A 22,265-nucleotide genomic window follows, 5' to 3' on the forward strand; every position below is an offset into this window, starting at 1 on the left:
CCTCACCAATCGGGCTGTTACGGGCAGTTAATCTCCCACCTATCCTCCTTGCTTTTCTCTGAATCTTGAGGTGGGGGTCTTACTGCCCTAAAATAGCGGGATAAAATAAATCGCTTTTTAAAAAAGATATATGTACCTACTGCACTCGATGCGTTCACCTGGAGATAGGAAGAAATAACATCATTATTATGATTTGCTTTTTTATCTAAATTAAACAAAAAATGTCGAAGAAAAATAAGGTAATAACGGAAAGACAGCGTTTGTCCACGTATTGTAAAAAAATAATATAAAAAAAATGTCTATTATTGCGAATGTATTTACAAAGATAGAATAATTTGTAATAATTCTCAAGGTGAGGATAAAGATTTGTAAATTACAGGGAGAAATTGTTAAAATTTCTGAGTATTCGAACTTGAATATGGATGCTGAAAAGCTTATGTGATGAACAGAAAAAACAAGGATGAGAGTATGGGAAGAATAAGGGGGATATGAATGTTTACAGCAAAAAGGAAGTACACAATGGAAAAACTTTCACGTGATATTCATATGAAGCGTGAAGAAATGATTCATTTAGGATTGACATATGGATTAACCAATAAGGAAACCGTTCAAGTGAGCCAAGAATTGGACGAGCTGATTGTGAAGTATCAACGTTACAAAGAAAAACAATCGTCAAGATGGCTATTTTTCACTAAACTACCGATCTTTCAAATTGCATGGGAAGAAAAATCAACTGATTTTTGGAAAATGCTTGTAACCGGTTTTATGAAATAAGTATAATTATCCTCCAAAGAGAAGGATAATTATACTGAATCTAGCGGAAGTTCTATTTGCACAGTTGTTCCTTGAGCCTCTTTACTTTTTATTAGAATACGACCACCGTACATTTCTATAATTCGTTTGCATATAACAAGTCCAAGACCTGTTCCAGTATCTTTACTAGTAAAGAACGGATGAAAGAGGTGTTTTTGAATATGTTTTGGGATTCCTTTTCCTGTGTCAATAATGTGTAATTGCGCATGATCTTGATTGCTGGTTATAATGATCGTTAATGTATCACCAGATGACATAGCTTCAATTGCATTTTTTGTAATATTTAAAATCACTTGTTTCATATGATCTTTTGAGCAGCGTATGTAAACAGGATGATCAGGTAAATGCAAAGTAAATGTAATGTTATATAGATTTGCCTCTGATCGAATAATTAATGAAACTTCTTTCATGATATCTCGTATATCATATTTGTCTTCCATAATCGCCGTCGGTTTACCAAGAATGAGAAATTCGCTAACAATCTCATTAATACGTTCGATTTCTTGTTCAATGACTGAAAAATAGAATTGGTCTTGTTCTAATGTATATTTTTCTTTCAATAAAGCAACAAGGCCTTTAATTCCAGTTAGCGGGTTGCGAATTTCATGAGCTGTACTAGCTGCAAAAGTTCCAACTAACTCAATCTTTTGCATTTCATTTTGTTGGCGTTCTAAACGTGCTTGTCGCTTTAATAACATATTTTGAATTAATAAAGATAAAATCGTCATTAAAAATAATGTGACAAGACATTCTACAATAACCATTTGATATAACGTTTTTGTATGGATAGGTAATGGAGCAACAGATACTTTCCAATTTAATTTTTGGAGTGGAGTAGAAAGTATATTTGGATGCTGTTCATTTTGTTCGTTATTATGATCCTTCAGGAAGACTACACCATATTGATCAGTTACTTCAAAATGATATTGCGGTTTAATAGCATTTAAAGTAGCTGATATATAGTCGAAACGTAAACTGGCTAGTAATAGACCAGAAGTTTTCGTATGTTTTGTGAGAATTGGCGTAGCAATCATAATTGCTTGATGGCCAAGTACACGATCTGTAATTACAGATGATACAGTTGTTTTTTTAGATTGAAAAGCTTCTTTAATATAAAAACGATCTGAAACATTGACAGGAGCTGTTAGTCCTTCTGAGGCAACAGTTATGACTCCATCAGAATTTGTATAATATAGACCAGAAAACCGTTCGTCGTTCGTATCTGTCTCATGAAGTACTTGCTTGATACCGTTTCTGTTTCCTGTTTCTGTGCTTACGACCATAGCGAGCATTTCGAGTGCAGAAATCGCTTCGCCAATATGATGATCGAGATAATCCCTATATACAAATAAAATCGTATGAGCAGCTTGTTTGTTTTCTTCTTTCATTTGATAAGTATGGTACGAATAAAATGTTACACCAATTCCGATTGTGGGTAATATAACAAGTAGTATATACAAAGTGGTGCCACGAAGTTTTTTACTCAAAGTTGCTACTCCTTCTTTTTTATTATCATTATATATAAACTATGTTAAAATTGTCATGTTTTATTCAGGGAAATTACCGGAATATGAGAATGGGAATATGTAAAGAGATAAAAGATGAGTGAGCAATCAGTCAGTCAGAAATGAACATGGAGAATGAGTTATGATGTAGAGTGTCTTTCATTTTTAGAATTTACACGAAAGGTTGGAAGAATATAATGTCGAACGATATACGAGAAGAAATTTCGCAATCTTTAAAGATATTTATTGCGTTATCACGTGTGCAACGCTCAATTATGGATACAACAAACAAGTCTATACAAAGTAATGGATTAAATCCAACTGAATTTGCTGTGTTAGAATTGTTATACCATAAAGGAAGGCAACCTCTTCAACAAATTGGAGAGCGTATATTAATTGCTAGTGGTAGTATTACATATGTGGTAGATAAGTTAGAAAAAAAGGGACTTGTGAAGCGAACTCCGTGTCCGAATGACAGACGTGTTATATATGCGGAACTTACTGAGGACGGAGCAACGCTGATTGATTCTATTTTTCCGAATCACGAGAGGCTTATACATCAATCTTTTGAAATGTTAACAAAAGAAGAAAAGGCAGAGTTGTTAACTTTACTGAAAAAGATTGGGAAATATGAAAAGTGATATGTGATCAAAAAAGCTTTTAATAAAGTGAAACTTTAATCAGTGGGGGCTTCATCCCTCACTGATTATGGGTCCTTACTGCTTTAAAATAGCAGGATAAATGATCTAAAGTTTTTTGTTCATTCACTTTTTAGAGGATAAAAAGTGAATGAACATGTTTCGTTTATAGAGCAAATCGTTATGTTCTGACGAATTTTGTTGGAAAATAACAGGAGAAAGGGTAAGGGAAATAGAACTATAAATAGATACATATAATTGAAAGGGGGCATATTTTCTATGTCATTTAAAGATTATGAATATAAACGTCCGAATATAGAAGAGTTCCAAACAAACTTCACCGCAGCTTTAGAACGCTTTGAAACTGCAAAAACAGTAGAAGAACAAAAAGAAGCGATTGGGTTTATTAATCGGATTCGCAATGATTTTGGGACAATGGGCACTCTTTGTTCGATTCGTCACTCGATAGATACAACAGATACTTTCTATAAAGAAGAACAAGATTTTTTTGATGAATATGATCCAGTGGCACAAGGGTATGTAACAAAGTATTATAAAGCATTATTAAGTTCTCCATTTCGTGCAGAATTAGAGGTCTACTATGGAAATCAATTATTTGCATTAGCAGAATGTGACGTAAAAACATATTCAGATGAAGTTGTAAAAGACTTACAAATCGAAAATAAATTATCTTCGCAATATACACAGTTGTTAGCTAGTGCAAAAATTCCATTTCAAGGAGAAGAAAGAACGCTATCACAACTCATTCCTTTTATGCAAGGAAATGAAAGAGATACGCGGAAACAAGCAAGTGAAGCATACTATGGTTTCTTAGCAGAACATGAAGAAGAGTTAGATCGCATTTATGATGAGCTTGTGAAAGTGAGAACAAAGATTGCCAAAACGCTAGGCTTTAAAAACTTTGTCGAACTTGGATATGCGAGAATGTATCGTACAGATTATGATGCGGAAATGGTTGCAAGTTATCGGAAACAAGTATTAGATTATATCGTCCCAGTTGCAACGGAACTTCGAAATAGACAGAAAACAAGAATTGGTGTAGAGAAGTTAGCATATTATGATGAAAATTTTGAATTTGCAACAGGCAATCCGACTCCGAAAGGGGATGCGAATTGGATTATCAACCATGGAAAGACGATGTATCAAGAGTTATCAAAGGAAACGGATGAATTTTTTCATTTCATGCTAGATCATGATTTATTAGATTTAGTTGCGAAGAAAGGAAAAGCTGGCGGTGGGTATTGTACATATATTGAAAATTATAAGGCCCCGTTCATTTTCTCAAACTTTAATGGAACGTCTGGAGATATTGACGTATTAACACATGAAGCTGGCCATGCATTTCAAGTATATGAAAGCCGCAAGTATGAAATTCCAGAATATAATTGGCCGACATATGAAGCATGTGAGATTCATTCCATGAGTATGGAATTTTTCACATGGCCATGGATGAAGTTATTCTTTGAAGAAGATACAGACAAATATTACTTCTCTCATTTAAGTTCAGCATTATTATTTTTACCATACGGTGTGTCTGTTGATGAATTCCAACATTACGTATATGAAAACCCGGAAGCATCACCAGCAGAACGAAAGGCAGCATGGCGGAATATAGAAAAGAAATATTTACCTCATCGTGATTATGAAAATAATGATTATTTAGAGCGCGGTGGATTCTGGCAACGCCAAGGACATATTTATAATGCACCTTTTTATTATATTGACTACACATTGGCTCAAATTTGTGCGCTCCAATTTTGGAAACGGGCAAGGGAGAATAGACAAGAAGCATGGGATGATTATGTGAATCTTTGCCAACAAGGTGGAAGCCAGTCATTTTTACAATTAGTAGAAACTGCGAATTTAACATCTCCGTTTGCAGAAGGGTGTGTACAAGGAGTTATGAAAGACATTCACGCGTGGTTACATGCAGTAGAGGACACAAAATTGTAAAAAACATATGCTGTTTTTGTTCTGTTTCTCATCGACACATTTATAAAATAATGAGATAATAAAAGAAAATTCAGATTTATTGAAAAGAGGTGTTTCTACATGAAGAAGCACCTCTTTTCACCAAAAAAGAGGGGGGAAATGTATGATTCAATCGAATATAAGTTTGGAGACATTGCTGCAATCATTGCAAGCAACAAGACATGCATTATTATCAGAAGTTGAAATGCTAAATGATACAGACGTAAACATAAAACCACGGCGTGATAAATGGAGTATCATTCAAATTATGCATCATTTACATTTAGTGGAACAGTCTGTTACATCTGCGCTTGTATATGCCCTGCAGAAAAGAGAAGGAAAATTCGTTCCATTTAAAGACCTCCAGTTAACGCTTGATCGAACGTATAAACGCGAAGCTCCTCAACAAATGCAACCTACAGAAACACTTATGAAAAAACAACAAGGAATTCAATTGCTAGAACACTCAAGACAAGAGCTACTTCATACGCTTCATAGTATTATAGATGAAAAAGAACTATGCCAAAATTCATTAAAACATCCGGTTTTTCAAGAACTTAGTTTGTATCAATGGATTCAATTTCTTGATTTACATGAACAAAGACATCTTACCCAATTAAAAGAGGCGAAACATGCTATTTTACAAAGATAGTCACCTTTTTATAGGCAAGAAAGTGAGTGAGCGATTGACTCACTTTTTTTATTAGGATGAAAGAATTTTTTCTGATCATACTTGGAATAATACAAAGATAGAAAGGAGCTGAGAATATGTCCAAAAAGAAGAAAGAAGAAGAACGCGCTTGGAAAGCAAGGAAAGAAAATCAAAAACCACATGGAAAAGTAAAAGCTTTTGCTGAACTTGTAAGTGAAACGGAAAAAACGTGATGGATTGTCATCACGTTTTTTCTAAATAAGGATAAAAAAATTAGATATTTCCCTGATTCTGCACAGTATGATACAATATGCTTTGTCAACGAAAGAAGAAATTCCATGTTATAACATGGGAGAGGTTCGCGAACTCCCTCTATAAAAAACTATGAGAACAACAATATCTTAAGGTATTGTTTTGTTTTTTTATTATGACAGTTCAAGAACGTTCTTTCTTCTTATTTATAATAGAGAAGGAGAATGAGTGAAATGAAAAAAGAGAAAGCAGTTGTTGTTTTTAGTGGTGGTCAAGACAGTACAACATGTTTATTTTGGGCTATGCAACAGTTTGCAGAAGTAGAGGCTGTAACGTTCAACTATAATCAGCGTCATAAATTAGAAATTGAATGTGCAGCGAATATTGCAAAGGAGTTAGGAGTTAAGCATACAGTACTCGATATGAGCCTGTTAAATCAACTTGCTCCCAATGCTTTAACAAGAACAGATATCGAAATTACGCATGAAGAAGGTGAATTACCATCTACATTTGTCGATGGACGAAATTTACTGTTCTTATCATTTGCAGCTGTTTTAGCGAAACAAGTAGGAGCGCGTCATATTGTAACCGGCGTGTGCGAAACAGATTTTAGTGGCTATCCTGATTGTCGTGATGTATTTGTAAAATCATTAAATGTTACATTAAATTTATCTATGGATTATCCGTTTGTCATTCATACGCCGCTTATGTGGATTGATAAGGCGGATACATGGAAGCTATCAGATGAATTAGGTGCATTTGATTTTGTGAGAGAAAAGACTTTAACGTGTTATAACGGAATCATTGGCGATGGATGCGGTGAATGTCCAGCATGTAAACTTCGCAAAGCAGGTTTAGATACGTATCTACAAGAACGCGAAGGAGCGAAGGCATAATGGAACAAAACTTCTTCGGTTTTCGTATTGTAGAAAACTTGCAAAAAATAGATAAGGATATTCAGCGTCAACAATTAAAATATCATAATAAACGAGTAATGGTCAGCAAGGAATTTACATTCGATGCAGCTCATCATTTGCACTGCTATGATGGGAAATGTAAAAACTTACATGGGCACACTTATAAAGTTGTCTTTGGAATTAGTGGATATGTAAATGAAATTGGTATTGCCATTGACTTTGGAGATATAAAAGAAATTTGGAAAAATGAAATTGAAATTTATTTAGATCATCGCTACTTAAACGAAACATTACCAGCGATGAATACGACTGCGGAAAATATGGTCGTTTGGATTTATGAGAAAATGACAGAGGCATTAACAAAAGGAAACCGAGCAGAAGAGTATAAAGGAGTTCGAGTTGAATTTGTCCGTCTGTTTGAAACACCGACAAGTTATGCAGAAGTAAGACGGGAGTGGATGCTCGATGAGTAAAATCCCCGTTTTAGAAATATTCGGTCCAACCATTCAAGGAGAAGGAATGGTTGTGGGCCAAAAAACGATGTTTATTCGTACAGCAGGATGTGACTATAGTTGCGCATGGTGTGATTCTGCTTTTACTTGGGATGGATCGGCAAAAGATCAGATTCGACAAATGACTCCAGACGAAATTTGGAAGGAACTTATTGAGATTGGTGGAGAAAATTTTTCACATGTAACAATTTCAGGTGGGAATCCAGTGTTACTGAAACATATGAAAGAACTTTTAGAGATATTAAAAGAGAATAACATTCGGACCGCCATTGAAACGCAAGGGAGTAAATGGAAAGAATGGCTTTTGAATATAGATGAAATCACAATTTCACCGAAACCGCCAAGTTCAAAAATGAAAACAAATTTTACGATGTTAGACTCAGTAATAGAAAGATTAGTAGATAAAAATATGAGTTTAAAAGTAGTTGTCTTTGATGATGATGACTTTGAATACGCAAAGAAAGTTCATGAACGTTATCCGCATGTACCATTTTTCCTACAGGTTGGAAACGATGATACAAAAACAGCAGAGGACGCAGTGTTAATTCCTAAATTGTTACAGAAATATGAATGGTTAATTGAAAAGGCGGTTCATAGTAAAGAAATGAATGATGCAAAAGTATTACCTCAGCTTCATGCCTTAGTATGGGGAAATAAGCGAGGCGTATAAGTGAATAGAAGGGATGTTTAAAGATGGCAGGAAGATTAGATGAAGATTTAAAAGATGTAACGTTGCTTGGAAATCAAAATACAAAATATTTATTTGAATATAGCCCGGAAATTTTAGAGACTTTTGATAATAATCATCCAAATCGTGATTATTTTGTGAAATTCAATTGTCCTGAATTTACAAGTCTATGTCCAAAAACAGGACAACCAGATTTTGCAACAATTTATATTAGTTACATTCCTGAGAAAAAAATGGTGGAAAGTAAATCATTAAAGTTATACTTATTTAGTTTCCGTAACCATGGTGATTTTCATGAGGATTGTATGAATGTGATTATGAACGATTTAATAGAATTAATGGATCCGCGTTATATTGAAGTGTGGGGGAAATTTACGCCACGCGGTGGTATTTCAATCGATCCATATTGTAACTATGGGCGCCCAGGTACGAAGTATGAGAAAATGGCAGAGTATCGCATGATGAATCATGATTTATATCCGGAAACAGTTGATAACCGTTGATGAGAAAGGATCTGTACGTTGTGTACAGATCCTTTTTATCTAGGAAGTTATGCATATTGATTAATTACGGTATAATTTTTATGGTTTACAACTGTAAGAGGTTCCACATCTAATTCTCTAAAATTCTCCATAATTGTTATATCAACAATAACGGAATTTTTATTTACTTTTTGAACACGTCCTTGCATGCCGTCTTTAAATTCGATAATATCCCCAGTCTTTGCGATTTCCATGAACAACGCTCCTTATTACAGTTTTAGCAAAAAATAAATTTTTTTCTAGTTTCTTCTATTTTGAACTATATTTTTTCGTTTGTAAATGTTTCCAAAGAGGGAATTTGAAAAATGTTTATTTTTCATAAGAAATTTGTAAAGATATGTTGAAAGGAAGAAAGGAGATAAAATTGTGATGAAGTTACTATATAGGAGTATAATAAAAGAAAGAGTTTCATAAACAATGATTGATTCTGCTATTTTTAAGATGAAAATAGGGATGATGACCAGCTAATATACTAGAAGCTAGGAGCGACAGCGATGTTATTTGAAATTGTAGGAAGCTTTATTACGATTCTTTTATTTCTATTTTCATATAAGCAATTAAAAACAATTCGTCATCATGATACGAATACATATTTTGATGGATTGGATGGATTGCATGCTATTTCAACACATGAAAGCGGTTCAGATATGTAAGAGTATGTCTTTCTTCCTCTCCATGGTATGATGACAATAAGAAATCCGTGCATCATTATATGGTTGATGAGCGGTGAAAGAGGAGGGAAGAATATGCGAATTTCTTTTATTCGTCACGGTCGCTTGAATCGTTGTGTAAATCCAATGACAGTTACTGCGTTTCATGAATGGCTGAAATGCTATGATGAAGAGGATATGAGGGCAGAGGAAGGTATACCACGTGAAACGATTGAAGCGATTGAATCTTCCAAGTTAGTTGTGACAAGTAATCAAAAACGTGCTGTGCAATCAGCAGCAGAGTTAACCAACTCTTTATCTTTTATCCAAAATAAACTTTTTCGAGAAGTAGAGGTACCATCTCATTTTTTTGCTCCCAAGTGGATAAAATGTAAACCAAAAATATGGACAATAGTAGGGCGTACGTTATGGATCATAGGCTACTCTAAAGGGGTTGAATCGTATCGAGAGGCACGGGAGAGAGCGAAGCAAGCTGCTGATACACTTATTGATTATGCCCTTGTTCATGGCCATATTGCGCTTGTAGGCCACAGTTATTTTAATACGATGATTGGTACGGAATTACGTACGAGAGGTTGGGTTGGACCACCTATCTTTCATAGAAAGCCGTGGGGATGTACAGAATATACATTTCATGAAGCTTTAAACGGAACGAAACTAAAGACGAATTTAACATAACAGCACACGATTCAAACGGTGAATCGCGTGCTTTTTATTATGAAACGAAAGTCTTTTTTAAGAGCGGTTTTACTAAGTGAGCATACGGCTCACCTACAAGCATGACAGTCTTGTCTTCTTCATAGCCAAGTTTTTTATATAAAGAGAAAGCTCTTATGTTTTCTAAATTTACAAGCAATGCAATTTTTTCATATCCTTTGTCGAAGGCGTTATTTTCAACCGTTTTAATTAATTGGGAGCCAATTCCTCGTCCGCCATATTTGCTTGAAACAGATAATGTATCGATATAATACTCATCTAATTCTGCTTCTTTTTCTAACGTAATAGTTGAATCTTGGTGTAGTTTTTGCAGGTGTTTTACAATGGGAGCATCGAGCTGTTTTGCATGACTTCCGTGGTAAGCAACGATAATTCCAACTGCTTTCCCATCTAATTCTTCAACGAAACAGTTTTCATAGCTCAATCGATTCCCTGTTTTGGAAAACCAATCTTCAAGGCCTTTTAATACCTCTGTTTTCTCTTTTGCACCGGTGAGTTTTTCAGCAATTTCATGCAGAGCATTATACAATAGCGGAGCGATTGCGCTCGCATCTGTTTTTTTTGCTTTCCGAATCATAGTATCCCTCCTAATTGTTAATCTTATTGTAACATAAAATAAAGTTCGAAATGCTTCATAATAGAGAGAGCTTTTTAAAGAAGCTATTATAATAAGATTGATCATGTAAAATAAGGTGAATCATTTGTTTAGTTCGTAAGAAACATAGAGATTTCCTCACTTTAGGTTTATAAGTAGGTAGCCGTCGTTCGATGATTCGGTATGATACTTCTTTCCGAATTAAGATAAAATTACCGTTGTCGACTGGTAAAAGATAAGATAGAATATTGCAGAGAGGTGAAATACATGGATAAACAATTAGCAAATACAATTTTAGATCAATTGAAAAATGGTGAGATAAAAGAGTATGTTGTAACAAAAGATGTATTTTATACGTTTCGAGAAGTTTTAGTAGATCGAGAAGATTTTAAACATTTTATTGGAAATGCACAGCGCGGTGGGCAGGTTATTTATACATATACGGAAACCCCACGTTCATAATAAGAGGTAAAGGAGAGGCGATTTATGGGAGAGTTTAAACAAGGAGCTTTGCCGCATTGGGACTATATGTGGAAAGATGAAGCTGGGAGAAGGCTTGTTGGCATGGTTATGTTTCCTGAGAGACGAAAGCATATGAAAGAGGTCGTGGAAAGAATAAAAGTTGCTTATGAGCAAGGGAACAGAATTGAAACGACAGTAAAAGTGCAACATACATATCAACATGTTGAAGGAACTGTTGTATATTTTGATGAAGAGGCACCAGTATTTACGATTCAAGATAAAGAAGAAAATTTTCATCACATTTTTATAAAAGATGTTTCAAAGTTAAATATTATAAATGGATAAAAAGTTTCGTATAGTATGATGCACTTGTTTTACAATCCAGTCGCACGAATAAATATATGGATGTGCGTTCATAATTGTCTTTTATCATTGTAATGATATTTTTATTATGTAACAAAATGAGTATATGTATTTAGAGAATCGTATTTCTGATTTGTACAATATAGATAATGTGTAACCGGTTTCGAACAGATTACAACATACAGTCTGTTCTTTTTTGTGTGTGCTGGAGAAAAGGAATTCTCCAGCATTTCCCGTTTTTCACAAAAATGATTCTTAACATTTTTGCGAAAATGGTTAAATTCATTGACAACTTTTTTGAAAAGCACTTTATTGACATGAGTTTTAGAATGTTGTTTCATAGTCATTGTATTAAAAAAAACGACTGTTTATGTCGAAAAGTAAAAGTTAAAAAAAGAAAGAATTTATACATATATCTTGTGTCTTATTTTAAAACGTAATACAATATATAGGGAAATCAAGAATCGGCAGCGAGATATAAAAGGAAGAAAGGGAGGGTCGGAGATGTTAATTGCATATGATTCTATGACAGGGAACGTGAAGCGTTTCATCAACAAATTAAATATGCCGGCCGTTCAAATTAGTGAGGACCTAGTAATAGATGAAGAGTTTGTACTTATTACGTATACAACAGGTTTTGGAAATGTGCCAGAACGTGTTTTAGAATTTTTAGAACGCAATAATGCAAATTTAAAAGGCGTATCTGCAAGTGGCAATCGCAACTGGGGAGATATGTTTGGAGCGAGTGCAGATAAAATTTCAATCAAATACGAAGTACCTATTGTATCAAAATTTGAGTTATCTGGAACAAATAAAGATGTAGAATATTTTAAGGAAAGGGTGCGGGAGATTGCGACACATTGAACTGAATAATGAAATCACGCAAATGCAAGATGGTTTCTATCAGCTTCATAAAGATAAAGAAGCATTGGAAGTCTTTATGGAAGAAGCGAGAGCGAATACCATTCATTTTGATAGCGTGGCAGAACGAATAAAGTATATGATTGAACACGATTATTATTACAACGTTTTGGACGAGTATAAGTTGGAGGAAGTAGAAGCAGTATACGATATTGCGTACGGAGAAAACTTTAAGTTCCAATCTTATATGGCAGCATCTAAGTTTTATAAAGATTATGCGCTCAAAACAAATGATCAAAAGCAATACTTGGAAAGCTATGAAGATCGTGTAGCAATTGTATCCTTATATTTGGGACGCGGTGATGTGAAAAAGGCAAAACAATTTGCGAGCATGATCGTGAAACAAAACTATCAACCAGCGACACCAACCTTTTTAAATGCCGGCAGAAGCAGAAGAGGAGAAATGGTGTCTTGTTTCTTGTTAGAGATGGATGATAGCTTAAATTCGATTGGGTTTAATATTAATACGGCGATGCAGTTATCAAAAATCGGTGGCGGAGTAGCCTTGAACTTATCTAAGCTGCGCGCACGCGGTGAACAAATTAAAGGAATCGAGAACGCAGCAAGTGGTGTTGTACCAGTTATGAAATTGTTAGAAGATTCGTTTTCATATGCGAATCAGTTGGGTTAACTTATGGCTCAACTATAAAACCGGGTCAATTGCTGGAACGCCTGAGTATATCGAGGTAGGATACTACGAAGAAATTACGTAGCGCCCCCTAAAAAACCAAGATTGCAGGAAATCAGCAGCCGAGCTCCTAAGTCTATTAGATATGGAGAAGGTTCAACGACCAAGTAGTTATGTAGGTGACTATATAGCTCGAACCTGGCTTCTCAAACCAACCAAATTCAAAGGGTATATCTAGTTATGGGGAGAACAAAGAGCTTTATAACAAAAATATGTCCTATTTGTAAAAGTAAATATGAGGTTAATCAAAAGAACAAACAGGTACATCAAAAACATGATGAGTGGCTAAACAAAGAATTTGGTGAGAAGAAGATATGGTCTGAACTCTATAGCGATATAGAGAGGGTAGCAGAAATGACTATCCCCCATACGTTTTAAGGTATGGAGTAACAATATGCAAAGAAAAGGTGCCGGTGCAGTATATTTAAACATTTTCCATTGGGATATTATTGAATTTCTCGATACAAAAAAAATAAATGCCGACGAGAAGAGCCGTATTCAGTCTCTATCAATCGGTATTATCGTTCCAAGTAAGTTCTTTGAGCTTGCTGAGAAAAATGAACCATTCCATGTTTTCGCACCATATACAGTATATAAAGAGTACGGAAAACATTTAGATGATATTGATATTGATGAAATGTATGATGAGTTAATGAGCAATCCAAATGTGAAGAAAAAGCCACTAGATTTAAGTGCGCGTGATATGCTCATTAAGATCGCGATGATTCAGCTTGAGTCTGGTTATCCATACTTAATGTTTAAATCGAATGCGAATCAGCAACATCCATTAAAAAATATTGGAACTGTGAAGATGTCGAACCTTTGTACAGAAATCTTCCAATTGCAAGAAACATCCGAAATTAACGACTACGGTACAGATGACATGATCCGTCGTGATATTAACTGTAACTTAGGTTCATTAAACATTGTAAACGTAATGGAGAATAAAGAAATTCGTGAAGCGGTACATGCAGGAATGGAAGCTTTAACAGCTGTTTCTGATATGACTGTTATTCCAAATGCACCAACTGTGAAAAAAGCAAATGATGAGCTTCATTCGGTTGGACTTGGTGCTATGAACTTACATGGATATTTAGCGAAAAATAAAATCGCTTATGAAAGTGCAGAAGCGAAAGAATTTGTTCGTACATTCTTTATGATGTTAAACTACTACTCGATTGAAAAGAGTATGGGTATTGCGAAAGAAAAGGGCGAAACATTTAAAGACTTTGATAAGTCGGATTATGCAAATGGCACGTACTTTGAAAAGTATGAAACAGCAGATTACAGCCCTGTAACAGAGAAAGTACAACAGTTATTTGAAGGAATCTATATTCCAACAAAAGAAGATTGGACAAGTCTAAAAGAAGAGGTTCAGAAGTACGGTTTATACAACTCATATCGTTTAGCTATTGCGCCAACACAATCGATTAGTTATGTTCAAAATGCAACTTCAAGCGTAATGCCAATTGTAAGTCAAATTGAATCAAGAACATATGCAAATGCGACAACATATTATCCAATGCCGTACTTATCAAAAGATACGTTCTGGTATTATAAGTCTGCTTATGATATGAATCAGTTTAAACTGATTGATTTAATTGCAGAGATTCAAGAGCATATTGATCAAGGAATTAGTACGATTCTTTATGTAAATAGTGATATTTCTACACGAGAGTTAGCGCGTTACTACATTTATGCACATAAAAAAGGCTTAAAGAGTCTGTATTATACAAGAACGCGTAAGTTAAGTGTGGAAGAATGTGTAGCTTGTACGGTTTGATGTAATGATAGTTGATGAATGATATACAACTTAAAGGATAAGACATCATGAGCAGGGTTTTTTAACCCTGCTCATGCTTAGTTATAAATTTTAGGTTCTCTCATTTATGGATATGTTGTGAGTAGAAAGTCTGAGTTTAGAGAGGATTTTATTATAAAAAAGAAGGGGCGATTCAATGCGTGCGGTAAACTGGAATAAAAAAGAAGACGATTTTAGTTTAATGTTTTGGAAGCAAAACATCGCTCAGTTTTGGACAGAAGAAGAAATCGCAGTATCTTCTGACAAAAATACTTGGGCGCAATTATCAAAAGAAGAACAAACGACGTATAAGCGTGTATTAGGTGGCTTAACACTTTTAGATACAAAACAAGGTGGCGAAGGGATGCCACTTGTGCTTGTACATATTGAGAATTTACAAGCGAAAAGTGTATTAGCTTTCATGGGTGCTATGGAAGAAGTACATGCGAAGAGTTACAGTCATATCTTTACGACACTTGCAACAGAAGAAGAAATTGATGAGATTTTTGATTGGGTGGATCATCATCCATTACTTGAGAAAAAAGCTGGTATTATTACAGGATACTATCGCAAGTTATTAAAGCCACAAGTAACGAAAAAAGAGTTATACATGGCAATGGTAGCGAGTGTATTCTTAGAAAGTTATTTATTCTATAGCGGTTTCTTCTATCCTCTATATTTAGCAGGACAAGGAAAATTGACTGCAAGTGGTGAAATTATTAACTTAATTATTCGTGATGAAAGTATTCACGGCGTATTCGTTGGTCTTTTAGCACAACAAATCTTCGCTGAATTGTCTGCAGAGGAACAAGAAGAAGTGCAAAAGGAAACACAAGATTTATTAATGGAACTGTATGAAATTGAAACGGCATATACAGAAGAAATTTATACGTCTATTGGTCTTGTTGAAGAAGTAAATCGCTTTGTTCGTTACAATGCAAATAAAGGACTTATGAACTTAGGATTAGAACCACGCTTTGAAGAAGAAGAAATTAACCCAATTGTTTTAAACGGTTTACGTACGGATACGAAAAACCATGATTTCTTCTCTGTAAAAGGGAATGGCTATGTAAAGGCAACAAATGTTGAAAAATTATCAGATGATGATTTTGTATTTGATTTTTAATAGATGACAGAGGAAACAGGAGGCAAAAGCCTCCTGTTTTTTTCTATTTGCTGTATTACTACTAAATGATTAGTAACGAGTAGGATATCCATTTTTTCATGTATTTATTAAATAGTTTACATAATGTTATTATTTCGCAAAAGTGTTTCTATGTCTTATGATATGGAAAAATGAATAAAGGGAAACGGTATTTTACTATTTTAGGGCAGCAAATCATCTTGACGATGAATCTTATGATTCCGTCACGTTCTTTAGAATTGACATGATGTAAATAGCATTTGAAATGTGTACATGAGCAGGAGCAATCCATACTATATTTTGTAATCATTTTCATATGAGTATTTACAATCCTTTTGTATCGGTGTACTATGTAACTAGTACACTGATACAAAAGGAGGGGAGAAATGAAAATCGAGTTTTCTCCAAACATACCAATTTATATTCAAGTGATGGAATACATAAAAAAAGAGATTGCAACTGGTCACTTATCACTTGGTGATAAAATTCCCTCTGTTCGTGAACTAGCAAGCGAGTTACAGGTGAATCCAAACACAATTCAGCGAACCTTTCAGGAATTAGAGCGAGAGGGTATCGTCATAACTCGTAGGGGAATGGGACGATATGTAACGAGCGAAGGAGAGAAAATTATGGAATTGCGTAAAGAGATGGCCAAAGAACTGCTGGATTCTTTCATAAATGGAATGGATCAATTAGGGTTTTCTGGAGATGAAATCCTCTCTATCCTTCGTTCTTCATTAGAAGAAAAAAGGGAGGAGAAAGGATGATGAATTTACTTGCGATCAAAAACCTATGGAAGAGGTATGGTTTAAAGACCGTGATTCGGAATGTGAATTTGGAGATTACAGAAGGAAAAATCATTGGTCTTGTTGGGAATAATGGAAGCGGAAAAACGACGCTATTAAAAATGATGGCTGGTTTACAACATCCTTCAGAAGGAAATATTACAATTGCAGGAAAGAAAATAGGATTAGATACGAAAAAGGTTGTTTCATTTATGCCAGATTATCCTGTATTTGATGAGTGGATGACTGTAAAAGATGCAATATTTTTCTATCGTGATTTCTATCAAGATTTTGATATACAAAAATCGGTAGATACAATTGTTGCATTCAAAATACCGTTAGAAGAGAGAATTACAGCTTTATCAAAAGGAATGGTTGAAAAGCTACAGCTCATTTTAACATTTTCTAGAAAAGCAAAGCTTTACATATTAGATGAACCGCTTGGTGGGATAGATCCAATATCACGAGAGCATGTATTAGAGCTTATTTTACAGTTTTATCGAGAAGATTGTACAATTATCATTTCGACACATTTAATTGGTGAAATTGAAAATATTTTTGATGAAGTTCTCTTTTTAAAGGATGGAGAAATCGTGCTTCATGAAAATGTAGAAGAACTTCGTTTTCAAAAAGGGAAAGCGGTGACTGGGTTGTTTAAGGAGGTGTTTAGTAGGTGAGCGGATTACTACATTATATGTGGAATTGTAATAGAAAGAGGTTCATTATTTCATTTTTTATATTTATATTTGTCATGGCCATATTATGTGCACAAATGAATGTACAGTTAAGTGGTACATCTGATAAAAAGCAAATGGAACTCTTTTTTATTATAGTAATATTATATATATTTGGTATGTTGCTTTCCCTTATACAAACGGTAACTACCTTTTCAAAACTTTTAAAAAATCCACTGATTCGTTTAAGTGGGGTTTCCGGGGGGAAAATAGTATGGGGAATGGTTTTATTCTTATTTGCAGTGATGATAGCATGGGAAGTTGTGGCTGATTGTCTATTGTATATTTTGGGGATTTTGGCAATACCGGGTTCGCCATTGTTTCAACTATTGAATGAAGTAAAAGATATGACAAGAATGGAATGGTTTTTGAGTTCTTTTATAGAAATGCTGAAAATAGAAAGTATTATGGTTCAAATATTATTTTTAATCGTACTAATGAAATGGTTAATTAAAAAGAGAAAGCTGCAATTCTTCTTCATCATTGTTTCCTTTCTTATTTTAAATGCAATCTTTAAAGGAATGTATGCAGGTTTAGGGAAAGTAACGACAACATATGAATTCACAAAAAAAGTAATTAATTTAAGTGGTGAAGGATTAGAAATGGGTATGTATACAGGAACAGCTATTAATATATACAATATTAGTTTTGCTTGCATGATAAGTTTAGTATGTATATACGCAACAGCCTACATCATCAACAACAAACTAGAAGTCTAAAGGAGGAACAATCATTGGGAAATGTAGTAGTCAAATTAGAAAATGTTTATAAAAAGATTGGTGGAAATGAAATTATTCGCGGTCTTTCATTTGAAGTGGAAGCGGGAGAGGTATATGGATTTCTTGGGCCGAACGGAAGCGGAAAAACGACAACAATTCGCATGATGACAGGTCTTATTGCTATGACAGAAGGGGATATTATGATTTGCGGTCATAGTATTCGGACAGAACGTGAGAAGGCGTTAGAACACATTGGAGCGATTGTTGAAAACCCAGAATTATATGATTATATGACAGGTATGCAAAATTTAAAGCATTTTGCTAATATGGCTGTTACACCAATTGGTAAAGAGCGCATCGCTGAAATTGTGAAGCTAGTTGAACTAGAGCATGCGATTCATAAAAAGGTAAAAACATATTCACTTGGTATGAAGCAGCGACTAGGAATTGCTCAAGCACTTCTTCACAATCCGAAAGTTCTTATTTTAGATGAACCGACAAATGGATTAGACCCAGCTGGTATTCATGAAATTCGTGATTATTTACAAAAATTAGCGAAGGAAAAAAATATAGCTGTCATTGTATCGAGTCATTTATTAAGTGAGATCGAATTAATGTGTGATCGCGTTGTAATTATTAAGAATGGTCAATTTGTACAAGCATATAACTTACATGAGAAGGCGAAGAATGATGAAACTGTCGTCGTAACGTTTGAAGTGGATCAAATCGAACGTGCAAATGAAATCATTCACGGTAAGGTACAAGAAAATATTATTGTTGCTTCTGTAACAAAGACTGAAATTCCACAAATTGTGAAACAACTTGTTCATAATGATATTCTCGTATATGGCGTTACAGTACAAAACAAAACGTTAGAAGATAAGTTTTTATCAATTACAGGGGGAGTGAAGGCATAATGATAAAATTAATCCAAAATGAATGTTTAAAGTTACATGCAAAAAAAGGTATATATTTTTTAATGGGAATATTAATTGGATTAGAAATTATAATAGCGGTCGGTATGAAACAATGGGCACCAGCTGAGTTGCAAATTTCTGGATACGGTTCCTTTACAAATACAATGTTGAGTTTGATATTTCTTATTGTAACAATTTTTGGAATCACTTTAGCGACTCGTTCTATTACAGAAGAGTTTCAAAAAGGAACAATTAAACAGTTACTGATTCGTCCTAGAAAGCGAGTTACAGTTTTATTTTCAAAATATATAACAATCGCATTAGTTGTAACCGTTATATCGTTTATTGCTCTCATGGTTTCCATATTAGTTGGAATGGTTGTTTTTGGTGGAGAAAAAGAGGGACTAACAGTTGCTGTGTTAATGAAGATGTTTATGTATGAGATAGTATCATTGTTATTCTTTATAACATTATCTTTTTGTTTAGCAAATATTTTTAGAAAATCTGTATTACCATTAGTTATGACCCTATTTATCTTTTTCTTAAAAGAAACAATAAATACGGTATTAATGATTCTTGCGCAAGATGCAGCAAAGTTCTCTGTTTTTTCTCATTTAGATTTAAGTGTATACGATAGTAATGAATTAATTAACGCTGGAATGGAACCTCCATTTGCTGGATTTACTTTTACAACATCATTATTAGTCGTTATCGTATACTTTGCTATATTACTGATTGTGTCAAGTGTCTTATTCCAAAAACGCGATGTATTATAAATGAAAACTCCTCCGCGATGAGCGGGGGATTCATTCATGAACTTGTTCTTTTTTACTTTTTGTATATCGTCTTGTAGTGATGTTCTTAATGGCAATTAAGATGGACATAATCCTTATAAAGAGGTTATAACGATCTTGAAAATGGTTGTGATTATAGAAGTACGGTCCATCATTAGCATGAATGTACTTCTATAAATATGCGTTTCATAGTGTAATAGATTAAGGGATAGAGGTCATCATATTTTCAAAGAAATCTGTGTAAAAACTTTTTCTTATTTTCAACACGTTAAGATGTTTTATAAAATGAAAGTATAAAACGCGACATTTGGCATTATCTTGTAAAGAGGAATTTTTATCCCGCTATTTTAGGGCAGTAAGACTCCCACCTCAAGATGCAGAGAAAAGCAAGGAAGACAGGTGGGAGTAGGGCTGCCCGTAACAGCCCGATTGGTGAGGGCTCATAATCCGTGGGGGATGAAGAAAATCCCCACGGATTAAAGTTTCACTTTATTACATAGTTTCATTGAAATGTAGTAACAAATGAACTGAGCAAAATAGGAAGAATTTTATGGATATATCATCTTGGGGGTGTTTTTTATTCAGTACGCATTTTCACATATAAGACTTCGTAGTTTTTTTGCATGGATGATTTTAGGAATGATTGTTACAGTAGTACCATTAACGGTGATAGGAGTTTCAGAAACAATTGAAGATGTCTTCATGCAAACGACAGTGTTTTTTATATTTCCATTATTATGGCTCTATATAAAAACACAAAAAAATAATATTGTATTTACTAGTTTTTTTGATAAAACTTCAAAAATGAATTGGAAATTAATTTTGATTGCAACAGCAATGGGAATGATTTTTTCTTTTGGTGTATCATTTATTCAATTTTACATACTAGCACATCTTGTCCCGAATTTTATTGTAGATATATTGAATGATACGAGTGTAATTGATACGAACAATGTGTTCACAACGATATTTAGCTTTATTTCGGCATGTATATTTGCACCAATTATGGAAGAAGTGATTTTTCGAGGTTTTTTCTTACAACGTATGACAGTAAAGTGGGGGATTAAACGAGCTGTAATCATTTCATCTCTTATTTTTGGGCTAGGTCATTTTGATATTGTAGGCGCTTTCTTATTTGGAATCATCATGTGCCTTTTGTATATTAAGACACAAAATATATGGATGAACATTGCCGTGCATGCTTTAAATAATTGTATTGTAACGATTATGCAATTAATAGGGGGAGAAGGAACAGACGATACGATTTCTGCTAGTGCATTACAAGGAGCAGGAAACTTATGGGCTGGAGCGATTTTTATTTTGATTAGTTTATTGTGGTTTGTACCTTTTATTCGGAAGAATTGGCGAAATATAAAGGAGACAGGAGTGCCGCCTCTTCGTTTCATCAATGAGGAAAAGAGAACAGAACTAACGCCGCGAAATGAAATATATAGTCAAGTTATTATAACGGAGCGATTGATGGCTGTAGAATTACCGGATGAAGTTGTCAATCGGATCAAGTTAGAAGAAAATGATGAGGTAACAATAACGGTAGAGAATGATCAAATGATTATTAAAAAAGCTGAGCAAAGTAAAAAGTAGCCCTCCGATGAAAGGAAGGCTACTTTTTTAATGAATAACAATTTCTACATGAAAATTATTTCCTTTTTTTACGTATTTAATATCTGTAACGGTACGAATTGTTTTTAAAATCTCTACTTTTTCCCCAATGCGGGGAATGGTAGGAACATTATCCCAAATGCCAAGCAAGTCATCTTCCTGCGCTGTTTTTTCATAAAACCAAATTTTCAAAACGATACCCCTTTCTTGAACTTTATGTATTTTAATACATAATAAAACATTTTTATTCTTTTTGTAAGGGGTTTTTAAGGTCGTTTTGAATAAAAATTAATTTTTATTCTTCTGGGAAAACATGTTCCATATCAGGCGTTAGTGCAACTTCTGATAAGACAATATGAGAAACAGTTGTTGCATAGGAAGAGACATCATTAATAAATTCCTCAAGTTCAACTAAGGAAGGAACAGAAATTTTCACGATATAACAGAGGCTGCCTGTTACTCGATAACAAAAGCTTGCTGATGGATAAGACTGAATAAATTGTTGCATACGTGTTGTATCACCATTTTTTAAAGTAATTTCTAAAATACAATCTAAAACGAGGCCAGCTTTTTTATAGTCGATATCGATTGTATATTTTCGAATTACCCCCTCACTTTCTAATTTACGAACACGTTCTGTTGTCGAGGGTGCGGATAAATTCACACGTTTTGATAGCTCTCGCATTGAAAGGCGACTATCATTATATAATTCATTTAAAATTTTACGATCCACACGGTCTAATGGCATTTGTAAATATACCTCCAGTAAATTTATGTTTTTTGTAAAGAAAACATATAAATTAAGATTCATATGAAATGTAAA

Annotated in this window: 27 protein-coding genes, 1 pseudogene and 1 riboswitch; of the genes and pseudogenes, 23 read left to right on the forward strand and 5 right to left on the reverse strand. The window is 34.2% G+C overall.

Annotated elements, in window-relative coordinates; all coding sequences use genetic code 11:
* Positions 1-492: 492 nt before the first annotated feature.
* The gene (locus tag MR058_RS02550; RefSeq protein ID WP_242142501.1) at positions 493-774 is read left to right on the forward strand and encodes an aspartyl-phosphate phosphatase Spo0E family protein; all 282 of its coding nucleotides are present in this window, start codon (positions 493-495) and stop codon (positions 772-774) included.
* 29 nt (positions 775-803) lie between these two features.
* Here the strand turns inward: MR058_RS02550 and MR058_RS02555 are convergent, their stop codons facing one another.
* Entirely contained in the window at positions 804-2,300 is a 1,497-nt protein-coding gene (locus tag MR058_RS02555; protein ID WP_242142502.1) for a DUF3149 domain-containing protein, read from the reverse strand.
* A gap of 212 nt (positions 2,301-2,512) precedes the next feature.
* Between MR058_RS02555 and MR058_RS02560 the strand changes: the two genes are divergently transcribed.
* The 8 genes from MR058_RS02560 to queF all read left to right on the forward strand — a co-directional run bounded on the left by MR058_RS02560 (position 2,513) and on the right by queF (position 8,472).
* On the forward strand, positions 2,513-2,959 hold the full coding sequence (locus MR058_RS02560; protein WP_242142820.1) for a MarR family winged helix-turn-helix transcriptional regulator: 447 nt from the start codon (positions 2,513-2,515) through the stop codon (positions 2,957-2,959).
* Between the two features lie 276 nt (positions 2,960-3,235).
* The gene (locus MR058_RS02565) at positions 3,236-4,930 is read left to right on the forward strand and encodes a M3 family oligoendopeptidase (protein ID WP_242142503.1); all 1,695 of its coding nucleotides are present in this window, start codon (positions 3,236-3,238) and stop codon (positions 4,928-4,930) included.
* A gap of 142 nt (positions 4,931-5,072) precedes the next feature.
* Positions 5,073-5,600 (forward strand): DinB family protein, encoded by a 528-nt coding sequence (locus MR058_RS02570; protein ID WP_242142504.1) that lies wholly within the window; start codon positions 5,073-5,075, stop codon positions 5,598-5,600.
* Between the two features lie 116 nt (positions 5,601-5,716).
* Positions 5,717-5,833 (forward strand): DUF6254 family protein, encoded by a 117-nt coding sequence (locus MR058_RS02575; RefSeq protein WP_242142505.1) that lies wholly within the window; start codon positions 5,717-5,719, stop codon positions 5,831-5,833.
* 115 nt (positions 5,834-5,948) lie between these two features.
* Positions 5,949-5,992, forward strand: a riboswitch (PreQ1 riboswitch).
* Between the two features lie 93 nt (positions 5,993-6,085).
* The gene (gene queC / locus MR058_RS02580; protein ID WP_242142506.1) at positions 6,086-6,748 is read left to right on the forward strand and encodes a 7-cyano-7-deazaguanine synthase QueC; all 663 of its coding nucleotides are present in this window, start codon (positions 6,086-6,088) and stop codon (positions 6,746-6,748) included.
* Positions 6,748-7,242 (forward strand): 6-carboxytetrahydropterin synthase QueD, encoded by a 495-nt coding sequence (gene queD / locus MR058_RS02585; protein WP_242142507.1) that lies wholly within the window; start codon positions 6,748-6,750, stop codon positions 7,240-7,242. Before queC ends, queD begins: the two co-directional genes overlap by 1 nt.
* Positions 7,235-7,951: a 7-carboxy-7-deazaguanine synthase QueE gene (gene queE / locus MR058_RS02590; protein ID WP_242142508.1), complete on the forward strand. Its 717-nt coding sequence runs from the start codon at positions 7,235-7,237 to the stop codon at positions 7,949-7,951. Before queD ends, queE begins: the two co-directional genes overlap by 8 nt.
* Positions 7,952-7,974: 23 nt before the next feature.
* On the forward strand, positions 7,975-8,472 hold the full coding sequence (gene queF, locus MR058_RS02595) for a preQ(1) synthase (RefSeq protein ID WP_011984146.1): 498 nt from the start codon (positions 7,975-7,977) through the stop codon (positions 8,470-8,472).
* 47 nt (positions 8,473-8,519) lie between these two features.
* Here queF and MR058_RS02600 read toward each other — a convergent pair whose 3' ends face one another.
* Complete coding sequence (locus tag MR058_RS02600; RefSeq protein WP_242142509.1) at positions 8,520-8,705, reverse strand: YkvS family protein; 186 nt, start codon at positions 8,703-8,705, stop codon at positions 8,520-8,522.
* Between the two features lie 300 nt (positions 8,706-9,005).
* Between MR058_RS02600 and MR058_RS02605 the strand changes: the two genes are divergently transcribed.
* Together MR058_RS02605 and MR058_RS02610 are read left to right on the forward strand one after the other, a co-directional pair.
* On the forward strand, positions 9,006-9,164 hold the full coding sequence (locus tag MR058_RS02605; RefSeq protein ID WP_242142510.1) for a hypothetical protein: 159 nt from the start codon (positions 9,006-9,008) through the stop codon (positions 9,162-9,164).
* A gap of 93 nt (positions 9,165-9,257) precedes the next feature.
* Complete coding sequence (locus MR058_RS02610) at positions 9,258-9,860, forward strand: histidine phosphatase family protein (protein ID WP_242142511.1); 603 nt, start codon at positions 9,258-9,260, stop codon at positions 9,858-9,860.
* Between the two features lie 37 nt (positions 9,861-9,897).
* Here the strand turns inward: MR058_RS02610 and MR058_RS02615 are convergent, their stop codons facing one another.
* The gene (locus tag MR058_RS02615; protein WP_242142512.1) at positions 9,898-10,476 is read right to left on the reverse strand and encodes a GNAT family N-acetyltransferase; all 579 of its coding nucleotides are present in this window, start codon (positions 10,474-10,476) and stop codon (positions 9,898-9,900) included.
* A 285-nt stretch (positions 10,477-10,761) separates the two neighbouring features.
* On the opposite strand from MR058_RS02615, the gene MR058_RS02620 reads away from it, so the two are divergent.
* From MR058_RS02620 to MR058_RS02675, 12 genes and pseudogenes are all read left to right on the forward strand, one after another.
* Positions 10,762-10,956, forward strand: a complete 195-nt coding sequence (locus tag MR058_RS02620) for an abortive phage infection protein (protein ID WP_242142513.1) — start codon at positions 10,762-10,764, stop codon at positions 10,954-10,956.
* A gap of 24 nt (positions 10,957-10,980) precedes the next feature.
* Positions 10,981-11,301, forward strand: a complete 321-nt coding sequence (locus MR058_RS02625) for a hypothetical protein (RefSeq protein ID WP_242142514.1) — start codon at positions 10,981-10,983, stop codon at positions 11,299-11,301.
* 522 nt (positions 11,302-11,823) lie between these two features.
* Entirely contained in the window at positions 11,824-12,183 is a 360-nt protein-coding gene (gene nrdI, locus MR058_RS02630; RefSeq protein WP_087098101.1) for a class Ib ribonucleoside-diphosphate reductase assembly flavoprotein NrdI, read from the forward strand.
* A pseudogene (locus tag MR058_RS02635) lies at positions 12,170-12,868 on the forward strand (ribonucleotide reductase N-terminal alpha domain-containing protein); the annotation flags it as partial. The gene nrdI and the pseudogene MR058_RS02635, both read left to right, overlap by 14 nt.
* Positions 12,869-13,295: 427 nt before the next feature.
* Positions 13,296-14,711 carry a ribonucleoside-diphosphate reductase subunit alpha gene (locus tag MR058_RS02640; protein ID WP_396021417.1) on the forward strand — a complete coding sequence of 472 codons (1,416 nt, stop codon included), beginning with the start codon at positions 13,296-13,298 and terminating at the stop codon, positions 14,709-14,711.
* Between the two features lie 175 nt (positions 14,712-14,886).
* On the forward strand, positions 14,887-15,855 hold the full coding sequence (gene nrdF / locus MR058_RS02645; protein WP_242142515.1) for a class 1b ribonucleoside-diphosphate reductase subunit beta: 969 nt from the start codon (positions 14,887-14,889) through the stop codon (positions 15,853-15,855).
* A 404-nt stretch (positions 15,856-16,259) separates the two neighbouring features.
* Complete coding sequence (locus tag MR058_RS02650) at positions 16,260-16,640, forward strand: GntR family transcriptional regulator (RefSeq protein WP_242142516.1); 381 nt, start codon at positions 16,260-16,262, stop codon at positions 16,638-16,640.
* A complete protein-coding gene (locus MR058_RS02655; RefSeq protein WP_242142517.1) occupies positions 16,637-17,335 on the forward strand; it encodes an ABC transporter ATP-binding protein in 699 nt (232 codons plus the stop codon). The genes MR058_RS02650 and MR058_RS02655 overlap by 4 nt, the downstream gene beginning before the upstream one ends.
* Complete coding sequence (locus tag MR058_RS02660) at positions 17,332-18,111, forward strand: hypothetical protein (RefSeq protein WP_242142518.1); 780 nt, start codon at positions 17,332-17,334, stop codon at positions 18,109-18,111. Before MR058_RS02655 ends, MR058_RS02660 begins: the two co-directional genes overlap by 4 nt.
* A 14-nt stretch (positions 18,112-18,125) precedes the next feature.
* Positions 18,126-19,028 (forward strand): ABC transporter ATP-binding protein, encoded by a 903-nt coding sequence (locus tag MR058_RS02665; protein ID WP_242142519.1) that lies wholly within the window; start codon positions 18,126-18,128, stop codon positions 19,026-19,028.
* Positions 19,028-19,804: an ABC transporter permease gene (locus MR058_RS02670; RefSeq protein ID WP_242142520.1), complete on the forward strand. Its 777-nt coding sequence runs from the start codon at positions 19,028-19,030 to the stop codon at positions 19,802-19,804. Before MR058_RS02665 ends, MR058_RS02670 begins: the two co-directional genes overlap by 1 nt.
* Positions 19,805-20,401: 597 nt before the next feature.
* Positions 20,402-21,424, forward strand: coding sequence for a CPBP family glutamic-type intramembrane protease (locus MR058_RS02675; protein ID WP_242142821.1), 1,023 nt, complete (start codon positions 20,402-20,404; stop codon positions 21,422-21,424).
* 27 nt (positions 21,425-21,451) lie between these two features.
* On the opposite strand, the gene MR058_RS02680 is transcribed toward MR058_RS02675, so the two are convergent.
* Together MR058_RS02680 and MR058_RS02685 are read right to left on the reverse strand one after the other, a co-directional pair.
* On the reverse strand, positions 21,452-21,634 hold the full coding sequence (locus tag MR058_RS02680; protein WP_242142521.1) for a DUF3913 family protein: 183 nt from the start codon (positions 21,632-21,634) through the stop codon (positions 21,452-21,454).
* 103 nt (positions 21,635-21,737) lie between these two features.
* Positions 21,738-22,190, reverse strand: a complete 453-nt coding sequence (locus MR058_RS02685; protein ID WP_242142522.1) for an Lrp/AsnC family transcriptional regulator — start codon at positions 22,188-22,190, stop codon at positions 21,738-21,740.
* Positions 22,191-22,265 lie beyond the last annotated feature (75 nt).

This window comes from Bacillus cereus group sp. BfR-BA-01430 (assembly GCF_022663115.1).
In the GTDB taxonomy this organism is placed as follows: domain Bacteria; phylum Bacillota; class Bacilli; order Bacillales; family Bacillaceae_G; genus Bacillus_A; species Bacillus_A cereus_BD.